10 protein-coding genes are annotated in these 12,937 nt (G+C 73.1%); 7 read left to right on the forward strand and 3 right to left on the reverse strand.

All coding sequences use genetic code 11. The features are described from left to right. Position 1: 1 nt before the first annotated feature. Positions 2 to 1,078 carry an ABC transporter permease gene (locus AB0F01_RS16900; RefSeq protein WP_362095601.1) on the reverse strand — a complete coding sequence of 359 codons (1,077 nt, stop codon included), beginning with the start codon at positions 1,076 to 1,078 and terminating at the stop codon, positions 2 to 4. Next, complete coding sequence (locus tag AB0F01_RS16905) at positions 1,078 to 2,097, reverse strand: sugar ABC transporter substrate-binding protein (protein ID WP_362095602.1); 1,020 nt, start codon at positions 2,095 to 2,097, stop codon at positions 1,078 to 1,080. The genes AB0F01_RS16900 and AB0F01_RS16905 overlap by 1 nt, the downstream gene beginning before the upstream one ends. A 316-nt stretch (positions 2,098 to 2,413) precedes the next feature. Here AB0F01_RS16905 and iolC point away from each other — a divergent pair, with 316 nt between their 5' ends. The 7 genes from iolC to galE all read left to right on the forward strand — a co-directional run bounded on the left by iolC (position 2,414) and on the right by galE (position 10,742). Beyond that, complete coding sequence (gene iolC, locus AB0F01_RS16910) at positions 2,414 to 3,406, forward strand: 5-dehydro-2-deoxygluconokinase (RefSeq protein ID WP_362095604.1); 993 nt, start codon at positions 2,414 to 2,416, stop codon at positions 3,404 to 3,406. 15 nt (positions 3,407 to 3,421) lie between these two features. Next, complete coding sequence (locus AB0F01_RS16915; protein WP_362095605.1) at positions 3,422 to 4,297, forward strand: deoxyribose-phosphate aldolase; 876 nt, start codon at positions 3,422 to 3,424, stop codon at positions 4,295 to 4,297. A 14-nt stretch (positions 4,298 to 4,311) separates the two neighbouring features. After that, positions 4,312 to 5,205, forward strand: coding sequence for a 5-deoxy-glucuronate isomerase (gene iolB / locus AB0F01_RS16920; protein ID WP_362095607.1), 894 nt, complete (start codon positions 4,312 to 4,314; stop codon positions 5,203 to 5,205). Beyond that, on the forward strand, positions 5,202 to 7,073 hold the full coding sequence (gene iolD / locus AB0F01_RS16925) for a 3D-(3,5/4)-trihydroxycyclohexane-1,2-dione acylhydrolase (decyclizing) (RefSeq protein WP_362095609.1): 1,872 nt from the start codon (positions 5,202 to 5,204) through the stop codon (positions 7,071 to 7,073). The genes iolB and iolD overlap by 4 nt, the downstream gene beginning before the upstream one ends. A 31-nt stretch (positions 7,074 to 7,104) precedes the next feature. Next, positions 7,105 to 8,598, forward strand: coding sequence for a CoA-acylating methylmalonate-semialdehyde dehydrogenase (locus AB0F01_RS16930; protein ID WP_362095612.1), 1,494 nt, complete (start codon positions 7,105 to 7,107; stop codon positions 8,596 to 8,598). 36 nt (positions 8,599 to 8,634) lie between these two features. Further along, on the forward strand, positions 8,635 to 9,420 hold the full coding sequence (locus AB0F01_RS16935; RefSeq protein WP_362095615.1) for a GntR family transcriptional regulator: 786 nt from the start codon (positions 8,635 to 8,637) through the stop codon (positions 9,418 to 9,420). 197 nt (positions 9,421 to 9,617) lie between these two features. Beyond that, positions 9,618 to 10,742, forward strand: a complete 1,125-nt coding sequence (gene galE, locus AB0F01_RS16940) for a UDP-glucose 4-epimerase GalE (protein WP_362095618.1) — start codon at positions 9,618 to 9,620, stop codon at positions 10,740 to 10,742. Positions 10,743 to 10,961: 219 nt separating this feature from the next. Here galE and AB0F01_RS16945 read toward each other — a convergent pair whose 3' ends face one another. Beyond that, the gene (locus AB0F01_RS16945; RefSeq protein WP_362095621.1) at positions 10,962 to 12,830 is read right to left on the reverse strand and encodes a glycoside hydrolase family 15 protein; all 1,869 of its coding nucleotides are present in this window, start codon (positions 12,828 to 12,830) and stop codon (positions 10,962 to 10,964) included. Between the last annotated feature and the right edge of the window lie 107 nt (positions 12,831 to 12,937).

Consider the following 12,937-nt stretch of genomic DNA (forward strand, 5'->3'; position numbering starts at 1 on the left):
GTCACCTCCGGGTCGCCGTGCGCTGGACGTACAGGTTGATGAGGACGGCGCCGAGGAGCATCACGCCGAGGAAGGCCTTGAACCAGTCGGGGTTCCACCCGGCGAAGACGATGCCCTGCTGCACCATGCCGAACATGAAGGCGCCGAACACCGGGCCGATGGCGGAGCCGTAGCCGCCCGTCATCAGACAGCCGCCGATGACCGCCGCGGCGATGTAGATGAGCTCCTGGCCCACGCCCTCGCCGGACTGCACGGTGTTGAAGGAGAACAGGTTGTGCATGCCGACGAACCAGGCGCCGAAGCCGACCAGCATGAACAGCGAGATCTTGGTGAAGGTGACGGGGACGCCCACCGCGCGGGCGCTCTCCTTGTTGCCGCCGACGGCGAAGATCCAGTTGCCGTACTTGGTGCGCAGCAGGACCCAGGTGGCGAGCGCGGCGAAGACCAGCCACCACACCACCGTGATCTTGACCTGGACGCCGCCGACGTCGAAGGAGGACGCGAACAGGGCCTTGGCCTGGTCGAAGCCGTCCATGTCACTGATGTCGTCGGTGGCGACGTTGGTGGTGACGAGTTTGGTCACCGCGAGGTTGAGTCCCTGGAGCATCAGGAAGGTGCCCAGGGTGATCAGGAAGCTGGGCAGACCGGTCTTGACCAGCATCCAGCCGTTGAACATGCCGACCGCCAGGGACACCACGAGGGCGACGATCACACCGACCCACACGTTCATGGTCAGCTGGTAGCTGAGCATGCTCGCGGTGAGCGCCGAGGTGACGACGGCGACGCCGGCGGAGAGGTCGAACTCGCCGCCGATCATCAGCAGCGCCACGGGCAGCGCCATGATCCCGATGGTGGACGACTGGTAGAGGACCGTCGACATCGAACTGCCCTGACGCAGGGTCGGCGCCATGATCAGGAAGAAGACCAGGATGGCCAGGGCCCCGAGGAAGACGCCCACCTCGGGACGGGCGAGGAGGCGCAGCGCCAGCGGGCGCCGCACGGTACGTCCGTCGCTCTCCTTGGGGCCGGGGGCCGGCGGTGGGGTCACCGCCGGCTCAGCCTGCTGCGCCATGGTCATCACCGAGTGCCCTTCGCGGCGAAGCCGTCGATGACGTCGACGTTGGACTCGTCGACGAAGGCCGGGCCGGTGAGGACCGGCTGCTCGCCGCCGCCGCTGTAGTTGCCGTTGTTCTTGTACAGCCACAGGCCGTCCACCGCGAGGTAGCCCTGGAGGTAGGGCTGCTGGTCGACGGCGAACTGGATGTCGCCGGCCTTGATGGCCTTGGTCAGGTCCTTGTTGAGGTCGAAGGTGGCGACCTTCGCCTTGCTGCCGGCGTCGGCGACCGACTGCACCGCGGTCGCGGCGAAGGGGGCGCCGAGGGTGGCGACGTAGTCGATCGAGGAGTCCTGCTTCAGCTTGGCGGTGATCGTCGACTTCACCGACGGCATGTCGGTGCCGTTGACGTTCAGGACCTGGGTCTTGCCCTCGAAGGTCTTCTCCAGGCCGGCGCACCGCTGGGTGAGGCCGACGTTGCCCTGTTCCTGGATGACGCAGACGGTGTTCTTGGCGCCGACCTCGTTGAGCTTCTTGCCGAAGGCCTCACCGGCGACGGACTCGTCCTGGCCGAAGAACTCCAGCAGGCCGAGGTCCTTCCAGTCGCTGAGACCGGAGTTCAGGCCGACGACCGGGATGCCGGCCGCCTCCGCCTTGGCGATGACGCCCTTGAGCGCGTCGGGCTTGGCGAGGGTGACGGCGATGCCGTCGACCTTCTGGTCGATCGCGTTCTGCACCAGGTTGGCCTGGTTGCCCGCGTTCGGGTCGGCGGAGTAGACCAGCTTGATGTTGTCCTTGGCCGCCGCGGCCTCGGCACCCTTGCGGACGATGTCCCAGAAGGTGTCGCCGGGCGCCTGGTGGGTGACCAGGGCGACGGTCATGCGGGGCGTGGAGGCCTTGCCCGCCGATGCCTCGGCCCCGCCCTCCTCCGACTTCTTGCCGCCGGAGCCGCTGGAGCAGCCGGCGAGGGTCAGGGCGGCTGCCGCGGCCACCGCGACGAACGGGGCGATTCTGCGGGAGCGGGTGTGCGAAGAGCGGTCCATCGTTGCCTGCACCTCACTGTGCTACACGGGGAAAGGGCTGGAGTCCGAGGATCCGGCCCGGAGCCTCGGGAGTCCGGGGTCTGTGCCGTGGAAACGGCTGGTGTGCTGGGACCGGATCAAATCCCGAGTCGCGCCCGCTGTCAATACTTTGTTAAGACATCATTTCACGAGCTAGTCCGAATGTAAGTACAAACTCTTGACACCGCCGCCCTCCGCGACCTACACCTGAGAGGCGGCAGGCCCCCGGAACGACGCCCCCCACCGTTTCAGGGCGCCTCGGGACCCGCATCCCCAGCAGCTCGAGGAGCGTCGCTCAATGACCGTCTCACCACAGTATTTCGACCTGATCACGATGGGCCGCATCGGGGTCGACCTCTACCCCCTGCAGACCGGAGTGCCGCTGCCGAAGGTGGAGACGTTCGGGAAGTTCCTGGGCGGCTCGGCCGCCAACGTCGCGGTCGCCGCGGCCCGGCTGGGCCGCTCCACCGCCCTGGTCTCCCGCACCGGGGACGACCCCTTCGGCACCTACCTGCACGAGGCGCTCAAGGACTTCGGCGTCGACGACCGCTGGGTCACCCCGGTCGCCGCGTACCCGACGCCCGTGACGTTCTGCGAGATCTTCCCGCCGGACGACTTCCCGCTGTACTTCTACCGCCGCCCCAAGGCCCCCGACCTGGAGATCCACGCCGAGGACCTGGACCTCGGGGCGGTGCGCGCCGCCGGGATCTTCTGGGTCACCGGCACCGGGCTCAGCGAGGAGCCCAGCCGCTCGGCCACGCTCGCCGCCCTGGAGGCCCGGGCCAAGTCCGGCCCCACCGTCTTCGACCTGGACTGGCGCCCGATGTTCTGGCGCGACCCCGACGAGGCCCGCCCGTACTACCGCGAGGCACTGCGGCACACGACCGTCGCGGTCGGCAACCTCGACGAGTGCGAGGTCGCCACCGGCGTACGCGAACCCGCGGCCTGCGCCGAGGCGTTGCTGGCGGCGGGCGTGGAGCTGGCCGTGGTCAAGCAGGGCCCGAAGGGCGTGCTCGCGGTGCACCGCGACGGTACCCGGGCCGAGGTGCCGCCGGTACCGGTCGAGGTGGTCAACGGTCTCGGCGCGGGCGACGCCTTCGGCGGCTCCCTCTGCCACGGGCTGCTGGCCGGCTGGGACCTGGAGAAGACCATGCGGCACGCCAACGCCGCCGGCGCGCTGGTCGCCTCGCGCCTCGCCTGTTCGTCCGCCATGCCGACCGCACCGGAGGTCGCGGACCTCCTCGCCCGGACCGGGTCGCCGACCGCGGCCGGCCGGCCGAGCCAGCCCTGAAACGGAGCCCCTGTCTTGAATCTCAGCATCCCCGACCTCACCACGGTCCGGGCCCGTCATCCCGAGGCCGTCGCGGAGGCGGCCGCGCGCCGGGCCCGCCGCCCGCTCGTCGGCGACAGCGGACGGCTCATGATCGTGGCCGCCGACCACCCGGCCCGCGGCGCGCTCGGCGTCGGCGGCCGGCCCCTGGCCATGGCCAACCGGGCCGACCTGCTGGAACGCCTGTGCGTCGCGCTGTCCCGGCCGGGCGTCGACGGGGTGCTGGCCACCGCCGACATCCTGGAGGACCTGCTCCTGCTCGGGGCGCTGGAGAACAAGGTGGTCATGGGGTCCATGAACCGCGGCGGCCTGGCCGGCGCCGCGTTCGAGATGGACGACCGCTTCACCGGCCACCGGCCCGAGGACATCGAGCGCCTGGGCTTCGACGCGGGCAAGCTGCTGGTCCGCGTCGACTACGACGACCCGGGCTCGCTGACCACCCTGGAGTCCACCGCCCGCGCGATCGACGCGATGGCCGAGCGCCGGCTGCCGGTGTTCGTGGAGCCGTTCATATCCCGCCGCGTCGACGGCCGGGTGCGCAACGACCTCTCCGCCGAGGCGGTCACCCGGTCCGTCGCCATCGCCTCCGGCCTCGGCGGCACCTCCGCCTACACCTGGCTGAAGCTGCCGGTCACCGACGACGCCGACGACATGGCCGAGGTCCTGCAGACCTCCACCCTGCCCGTGGTCCTGCTCGGCGGCGAGGTCGGCGACCAGGACGCGGCCTACGAGCGGTGGGGCAAGGCCCTGCGGCTGCCCCAGGTGCAGGGCATGGTCGTCGGCCGCTCGCTGCTCTACCCGGCTTCCGGCACCGTGGAGGCGGCGGTGGACACCGCCGTCGGCCTGTTGTGAGACGAAAGGCTGCCATGACGCATCACCTCCCCGCGGGCCGCGCCTCGGCCGGCCCCCACCGGGTCGACATCAGCCCGGAGAGCGCCGGCTGGGGCTACTCCAGCCTGCGCGTGCTCGAACTGCCGCCCGGCGGCAGCCACACCTTCGACACCGGCGAGAGCGAGTGGATCGTCCTGCCGCTGAGCGGCGGCTGCACGGTCACCGCCGACGACGACTTCGGCCACGACACCTTCGAACTCACCGGCCGCACCAGTGTGTTCGACGGCGTCACCGACTTCGCCTACGTCCCGCGCGACGCCCGGGCGGGGATCACCAGCGCCGCCGGGGGACGGTTCGCGCTCACCGGCGCCCGCTGCACCCGCCGGCTGCCCGCCCGCTACGGGCCCGCCTCCGACGTGCCCGTGGAGCTGCGCGGCACCGGCAACTGCTCCCGCCAGGTCAACAACTTCGGCGCGGCCGGGGTCTTCGAGTGCGACAAGCTGATCGCCGTCGAGGTGCTCACCCCGGGCGGCAACTGGTCGTCCTTCCCGCCGCACAAGCACGACGAGCACCGGCCGGGCGAGGAGTCCGTGCTGGAGGAGATCTACTACTTCGAGTTCGCCGCCCACGACGGCACCCCGGGCCTCGGCTACCAGCGGGTCTCCCCCTCCGGGCCGGGCCGGGACACCGACGTGCTGGCCGAGGTGCGCGACGGCGACGTCGTCCTCATCCCGGACGGCTGGCACGGGCCCTCCATGGCGGTGCCCGGCCACCACATGTACTACCTCAACGTGATGGCCGGGCCCGAGGACGAGCGCGCCTGGCTGATCTGCGACCACCCCGACCACGCCTGGATCCGCGACACCTGGCCGGACCAGCCCGTCGACCCCCGTCTGCCCCTCTACACCGCCCCGGAGAGGTCCGCATGAGCGCCGCCACCCGCCGACTGACGACCGCGCAGGCCCTGGTGCGGTTCCTGTCCGCCCAGTACACCGAGCGGGACGGCGTGCGCCGCCGGCTCGTCGCCGGGACGTGGGGCATCTTCGGCCACGGCAACGTGGCGGGCATCGGGCAGGCCCTCGTCGAGTACGCCGACGTCATGCCCTACCACCAGGGCCGCAACGAGCAGTCCATGGTGCACGCGGCCGTCGGCCACGCCCGCCAGCTCAACCGGCTCTCCGCGCAGGCGGTGACGACGTCCATCGGCCCCGGCGCGACCAACCTGGTGACCGGCGCCGCGCTGGCCACCATCAACCGCCTGCCGGTGCTGCTGCTGCCCGGCGACTACTTCGCCGGCCGGGTCGCCGACCCGCTGCTGCAGCAGCTGGAGCACCCGGGCGGACCCGACGTGTCCGTCAACGACACGCTGCGCCCGGTGTCGCGCTTCTTCGACCGGATCACCCGCCCCGAGGCCCTGATCCCGTCCGCGCTCCAGGCGATGCGGGTGCTCGCCGACCCCGCCGAGACCGGCGCGGTCACCCTGGCCCTGCCCCAGGACGTGCAGGCGGAGGCGTACGACTGGCCGGAGGAGTTCTTCGCCGACCGCGTCTGGTACGTCCGGCGCCCCGCGCCGGACCCGGTCGAGCTGGCCGCGGCGGCCGAGGCGGTCCGGTCCGCGCGCCGCCCGCTGATCGTCGCGGGCGGCGGGATCCACCACAGCGAGGCCGAAGGGGCGCTGAAGGCGTTCACGGACGCCACCGGCATCCCCGTCGCCTCCACCCAGGCCGGCAAGGGCTCCCTGCGCCACGACGACCCCGCCGACCTCGGCGGCATCGGCCACACCGGCACCGCCGTCAGCAACGACCTGGCGCGCACCGCCGACCTGGTGATCGGCGTCGGCACCCGCTACACCGACTTCACCACCGCCTCCGGCACCCTCTTCCAGAACCCGGACGTGCGCTTCCTCAACCTCAACGTCACCGCCTTCGACGCCCACAAGATGGCCGCGCGCACCCTGGTCTGCGACGCCCGCACCGGCCTGGAGCAGCTCACCGCCGCGCTGGCCGGGCACCGGGTGGGCGAGGACTACGCCGCCGAGTACCGGGCCGGCAAGGAGCGCTGGGACGGGATCGTCGCGGGCGCCTACCGGGCGGACGACGACAGTGCCGTGCCCACCCAGACACAGGTGCTCGGCGCGCTGGACGCGGTGGTGGGCGACGAGGACGTGGTGATCAACGCGGCCGGTTCGCTCCCCGGCGACCTGCACAAGCTCTGGCGCGCGCGCAGCCCCCGCCAGTACCACCTGGAGTACGGCTACTCCTGCATGGGCTACGAGATCCCGGCCGCCCTGGGCGTGCAGCAGGCGGCGCCCGGCACGCCGGTGTGGGCGCTGGTCGGCGACGGCACCTACCTGATGATGCCCACGGAGATCGTCACCGCCGTGCAGGAACGCCTGCCGGTCAACGTCGTGCTGATCCAGAACCACGGCTACGCCTCCATCGGCGGCCTGTCGGAGTCGGTCGGCGGCGAGCGCTACGGCACCGCCTACCGCCACCGGGCCGAGGACGGCACCTTCACCGGCGCCCCGCTGCCCGTCGACCTGGCGGCCAACGCGGCCAGCCTCGGCATGGACGTGCTGCGCGCCAAGACGGTGGGCGAGCTGCGGTCCGCGCTCGCCGAGGCCCGCGCCTCCGACCGTCCCACGTGCGTGTACGTGGAGACGGACCCGTCGCCCACCGCTCCCCCGGCCGAGGCCTGGTGGGACGTGCCGGTGGCCGAGGTGGCGGACCGCGAGGCGGCAGTCCGGGCCCGCGAGGTCTACGACCGCGAGGTCGCCGTCCGCCGCCGCCACCTGTAGAACTCCCACTGACGAAAGGTCCGTTGCGCACATGAAGACCATCAGCCACTTCATCGGCGGCAAGCCCGTCGACGGCACCTCCGGCCGTTTCGGCCCGGTCTGGAACCCGGCCACCGGTGTCCAGGAGAAGCAGGTCGCGTTCGCGAGCACCGACGAGGTGGACGCCGCCGTCGCCGCCGCGAAGGACGCGTTCACCACCTGGGGCGCCTCCTCGCTGGCCCAGCGGACGGCGATCCTGTTCAAGTACCGGGAACTGCTGGACGCCCACCGCGACGAGATCGCCGCGCTGATCACCGCCGAGCACGGCAAGGTGCACTCCGACGCCCTCGGCGAGGTCGCGCGCGGCATGGAGATCGTGGAGCTGGCCTGCGGCATCAACGTCCAGCTCAAGGGCGAGCTGTCCACCCAGGTCTCCACCCGGGTCGACGTCGCCTCGATCCGCCAGCCGCTGGGCGTCGTGGCCGGCATCACGCCGTTCAACTTCCCGGCCATGGTGCCGATGTGGATGTTCCCGCTGGCCATCGCCTGCGGCAACACCTTCGTCCTCAAGCCGTCCGAGAAGGACCCGTCGGCCTCGCTGCGGCTGGCCGAACTGGCCGCCGAGGCGGGGCTGCCCGACGGCGTGCTGAACGTGGTGCAGGGCGACCGCGAGGCGGTGGACCGGCTCCTGGAGCACCCCGACGTCGAGGCGGTGTCCTTCGTCGGCTCCACGCCCATCGCCCGGCACATCCAGCTCAAGGCCGTCGAGCACGGCAAGCGCGTGCAGGCTCTGGGCGGTGCCAAGAACCACATGCTGGTGCTGCCGGACGCCGACTTGGACCTGGCCGCCGACCAGGCGATCAACGCGGCCTACGGTTCGGCCGGCGAACGCTGCATGGCGGTGTCGGTGGTCGTCGCGGTCGGCGACACCGGCGACGAGCTGGTCGGCCGGATCGCCGAGCGGGCGCGGGCCTTGCGCATCGGCCCCGGTGACGACCCGGCGTCCGAGATGGGCCCGCTGATCACCCGCGAGCACCGCGACAAGGTGGCCTCCTACGTGGCGGGCGCGGCGGCGCAGGGCGCCGAAGTCGTGGTCGACGGCACGGACCTCACGGTCGAGGGCCACGAGGACGGCTTCTTCCTCGGCGTCTCCCTGCTGGACCGGGTACCAGTGACGGCGGACGCCTACCGGGACGAGATCTTCGGCCCGGTGCTGTGCGTGGTCCGGGCGAAGACCTACGACGAGGCGATCGAGCTGATCAACTCCTCCCGCTGGGGCAACGGCACCGCCATCTTCACCCGGGACGGCGGCGCCGCCCGCCGCTTCCAGCTGGAGGTCAAGGCCGGCATGGTCGGCGTCAACGTGCCGATCCCGGTCCCCGTCGGCTACCACTCCTTCGGCGGCTGGAAGGACTCCCTCTTCGGCGACCTGCACATCTACGGCAACGACGGCATCGCCTTCTACACCCGCGGCAAGGTCGTCACCACCCGCTGGCCGGACCCGTCGGACGCCGGCATCAACCTCGGTTTCCCCAGCAACTCCTGACCACCCGTCCGCTCCCCCACCAGGAAGGTCCGCGCCATGGCGAAGACCGGCGACCCCGCACGCGCCGAGACCGGCTCCGCGCTCAGCTCAGTCGACTTCGCCCTGGACCGGGGCAGTCCGGTGCCGTTGTACCACCAGCTCGCCCAGCAGCTGGAGGGCGCCATCGACCAGGGCGTGCTCGCCCCGGGCAACCTGCTGGGCAACGAGGTCGACCTCTCGGTCCGCCTCGGCCTGTCCCGCCCCACCGTCCGCCAGGCCATCCAGTCCCTCGTCGACAAGGGGCTGCTGGTCCGGCGGCGCGGGGTGGGCACCCAGGTGGTGCACAGCCAGGTCCGGCGCCCCCTGGAACTGAGCAGTCTGTACGACGACATGGAGGCAGCCGGGCAGGGACCGGCCACCGCGGTGGTCAGCCACGAGACGGTCGCCGCCTCCGCGGACGTGGCCGCCGCGCTGGGTCTGGCGGAGGGCGCCGAGGTGGTCCACCTGGAGCGGCTGCGCAGCACGCACGGACAGCCGGTCGCCCTGCTCAGCAACTACCTGCCCACCGACCTCCTGGACCTGGACGACGCCCGGCTGGAGTCGACCGGCCTGTACCGGATGATGCGCGCGGCCGGGATCACCCTGCACAGCGCCCGCCAGACGGTGGGCGCCCGCTCGGCCACCGCGGAGGAGGCCGGCCGCCTGGACGAGCGGCCCGGCGCCGCCCTGCTGACCATGCAGCGCACGGCGTACGACGACACCGGGCGGGCGGTGGAGTTCGGCACCCACATCTACCGGGCCTCGCGGTACACCTTCGACTTCCAGCTGCTGGTCAGGTCCTGAGCCCGGGGCCGCGGGGGCTCGCCGGGCGTCCCGCACCGCCGCCCGGCCTCCCGGCCCCGCTCCCCTCCCCCCGCCCTCCCGCCCCTGGCCGCTTCGGCCGGGGGCGGTCCGGCCTGCCTTGACTCCCCGGCGGCGATGCAGGACCATCGGACATATACACCGTAAACATATGGTGTCAGCCTCGCTAGGAACCGCTCATGGAGCGCAACCAGCCGCAGTCCTCCCACGCGTCCCGCCCCGCCGGCCGTCGCCGGCCGGGGCCCGGCGCCGAGGCGCGCGGCTGGGCCGCCTCGACCGTCCTCGTCACCGGCGGGGCGGGCTTCGTCGGCAGCCTCACCTGCACCGACCTCCTGGACCACGGTTACGAGGTGATCGTGGTCGACGACTACTCCAACAGCACGCCCCGCGTCTTCTCCCGCGTGGAACGCGTCGCCGGGCGGTTCGTCGGCGCGGTGTACCAGCTGGACATCCGGGACCGGACCGCCCTGTCCGCCGTCTTCGCGCGGCACTCCGTGGACGCGGTCGTGCACTTCGCCGCGCACAAGTCCGAGCACCGCTCGACCCGGATGCCCGTCGGCTTCTACGACACCAACGTCGGCGGCACGACCGCCCTGCTGCGCACCATGCACGAGCACGGGGTGCACCGCCTGGTGTACCACTCCTCCTACGCGGTCTACGGCGAGGCGGGGCGCGGCCCGCTGGACGAGCGGACGCCGCCGCGCCCCGTCACGCCGTACGCGATGTCGAAGTGGGTCTGCGAGCGCATCCTGGAGGACGTCTGCCGGCACTGCCCCCAGTGCACCGTGGTGGCGCTGCGCTGCTCCACCCCCGCCGGCGCCCATCCGAGCGGCCTGCTCGGCGAGGACCAGCGCAACGCCCCCGACTCGCTGCTCCCGCAGCTGGCCCTGGTGGCCGACGGCCGGCGGCCGAGGCTCGACGTGCGCGGCGACGACCACCCCACCCCCGACGGCACCCTGGTCCGCGACTACCTGCACGTGATGGACGCCGTGGAGGCGCACCGGGTGGCGCTCGACCACCTCGCCGACCGGCCCGGCATGACGGTGTACAACCTGGCGCGGAGCAGGGGAAGTTCGGTGCACGACGTGATCGGCGCGTTCACCGCGGCGACCGGGCGGCCGGTGCCGTTCGACGTGCTGCCCGGGGACCCCGGCGCGGTCCCCGAACTCGTGGCCGACTCGACCGCGCTCACCCGTGCCTGGGGCTGGCGTCCCGCCCGGGACCTGGCGGACGTGTGCCGGGACACCTGGCACTTCCAGTGCCTGAACCCGCACGGCTACCGGGACCCGGCGCCCCGCCCGTAGGCGGACGGCGCCCCCGTAGGCGGACGGCGCCCCCGTAGGCGGACGGCGCCCGGGCGGGCGAGCGAGCAGGGCTTCGCGCGGCGACGGCGCCCTGCGCCGCGCGCCCGCGTGCCCGCGTGCCCCTACGCCCCGGAGTCCGCACACCCGCGCCGCCCGCACGCCCCCGGACTTCGCACACCCGCGCTGCCCGCACGCCCGCCGGCCGGGGCGCCGTGTGCCTCAGGACCGGTGTGCCGCCGCCGCCACGGGCCGGCGGGCCGGGCGGGCGTCGTCGCGGCTCAGGGCGAAGGCCGTTTTCACCAGGGCGAGGTGGCTGACCGCCTGCGGGGCGTTGCCGAGTTGGCGTCCGGTGTCGGGGTCCCACTGCTCGGCGAGCAGTCCCACGTCGTTGCGGATGTCGAGGACCCGCTCGAACTCCTCCCGGGCCCGGCCCGGGCGGCCGGTGGCGGCCAGGGCGTCGGCGTACCACAGGGAGCACGACACGAACGTGCCCTCCGGGGCGTCGTCGCCGTCGGGGCCGTAGCGGCGGACGAACCCGCCGTGCCGCAGCCGTTCCATCGCCCGCACGGTGCCCCGCACCCGCGGGTCCCCGGGCGGCAGGAAGCCGAGCCGGGGGATGAGCAGGGCGGAGGCGTCCAGGGCGGACGATCCGTAGGACTGCACGAAGGTCTGCCGGGCGGGGTCCCAGCCCTCCCGGCACACCTCCCGGTGCACCTCCGCGCGCATGGCCCGCCAGCCGGCACAGGAGCCGTTGCGGCCGAGCAGCTCGCCCATCCGCAGGGCGCGGTCGGCCGCCAGCCACGCCATCACCTTGGAGTGCACGAACTGCCGCCGCCCGCCGCGCAGTTGCCACAGGCCCTGGTCGGGTTCGCGCCAGTGGTGCTGGAGGAACGCCATCAGCGTCTCCACCAGGTGCCACAGATGGGCGGGGATCGCGATCCCGGCGCGCAGCGACAGCCAGAGCGCGTCGACGACCTCGCCGTACACGTCGAGCTGGAACTGGCCCACCGCGGAGTTGCCGAACCGTACCGGCCGCGACCCCTCGTAGCCGGGCAGCCAGGGCGCCTCGGTCTCCGGCAGCAGCCGCTGCCCCTGGACGCCGTACACGGTCTGCAGGTCGGCGGGGTCGCCCGCGACGGCTCTGACGAGCCAGTCCAGCCAGGCGGTGGCCTCCTCCCGGTAGCCGCTGCGCAGCAGGCAGGACAGGGTGAGGCTGGAGTCGCGCAGCCAGCAGTAGCGGTGGTCCCAGTTCTCCGCGCCGCCGATGCGGTCCGGCAGGGAGGTGGTGGGCGCCGCGACGATGCCGCCGGTGGGGGCGTAGGTGAGGGCCTTGAGGGTGATCAGGGACCGCACGACGGCCTCCCGCCAGGGTCCCCGGTAGCGGCACTGGGCGGCCCAGTCCCGCCAGAAGCGGGTGGTCTGCTCCAGCGCCGCCCCCGCCGGGACGGACAGCGGTTCGGGCGGCACCTCGCGGTGCGAGGGCGACCAGGCGAGCGTCAGGGCGAGACGATGCCCCGCCCGCACGGTGAAGTCCAGGACGGTGGCCTCGCCTCCGGAGCCCCCGGCCTCCCCCGCGCCCCGGGTGCGCCCTTCGCCCCCGCCCCCGGCGGCCCCGAAACCCCCCGGCACGGCCGGGTCGGCGTCCAGCCAGACGGCGTCCGGGCCGGCCACCGCGACCGTGCGGGAGCCCTCCCGGCGGACCCACGGCACGACCCGCCCCTGGTGGAACCTCAGCCGCAGCTCGCTGCGCATGGCGACGCTGCCGGACAGCCCCTCGACGATCCGGACGACACAGGGCCACCGGGTCCGGGGCGGCATGAAGTCGGTGACCCGGACGGCCCCCCGGTCGCTAGCCCAGACGGACTCCAGCACCAGGGTGTCCGGCCGGTAGGCGCGGCGGTCGCAGGCACCGCGGGCGACGGGCGCCACCCGCCAGAACCCGTGCTCCGGCGTGCCCAGCAGCGCGGCCAGGCAGGCCGGGGAGTCGAAACGGGGCAGGCACAGCCAGTCGATCGAGCCCTGCCGGCTCACCATCGCGGCCGTCTCCAGGTCGCTGATGAGCGCGTAGTCCTCAATGCGCGGGGTCATGGCGGGCGCCCCGCGGTGGTGCGCCGCGCCGCAGGCCCGGGGTGCGGCCGTGCGGCCCGGGAAGCGGATGCGGTTCCATGGCCTTCGCCCCCTTCGTGGGCGGGCGG

This window comes from Streptomyces sp. NPDC029526, assembly GCF_040637405.1.
In the GTDB taxonomy this organism is placed as follows: Bacteria; Actinomycetota; Actinomycetes; order Streptomycetales; family Streptomycetaceae; genus Streptomyces.

Bases quoted from the DNA above. Each gene is read 5' to 3' on its own strand.
- AB0F01_RS16900 (WP_362095601.1), bottom strand. From the start codon at position 1,078: ATGACCATGGCGCAGCAGGCTGAGCCGGCGGTGACCCCACCGCCGGCC.
- AB0F01_RS16905 (WP_362095602.1), bottom strand. From the start codon at position 2,097: ATGGACCGCTCTTCGCACACCCGCTCCCGCAGAATCGCCCCGTTCGTC.
- iolC (WP_362095604.1), top strand. From the start codon at position 2,414: ATGACCGTCTCACCACAGTATTTCGACCTGATCACGATGGGCCGCATC.
- iolB (WP_362095607.1), top strand. From the start codon at position 4,312: ATGACGCATCACCTCCCCGCGGGCCGCGCCTCGGCCGGCCCCCACCGG.
- iolD (WP_362095609.1), top strand. From the start codon at position 5,202: ATGAGCGCCGCCACCCGCCGACTGACGACCGCGCAGGCCCTGGTGCGG.
- AB0F01_RS16930 (WP_362095612.1), top strand. From the start codon at position 7,105: ATGAAGACCATCAGCCACTTCATCGGCGGCAAGCCCGTCGACGGCACC.
- AB0F01_RS16935 (WP_362095615.1), top strand. From the start codon at position 8,635: ATGGCGAAGACCGGCGACCCCGCACGCGCCGAGACCGGCTCCGCGCTC.
- galE (WP_362095618.1), top strand. From the start codon at position 9,618: ATGGAGCGCAACCAGCCGCAGTCCTCCCACGCGTCCCGCCCCGCCGGC.
- AB0F01_RS16945 (WP_362095621.1), bottom strand. From the start codon at position 12,830: ATGACCCCGCGCATTGAGGACTACGCGCTCATCAGCGACCTGGAGACG.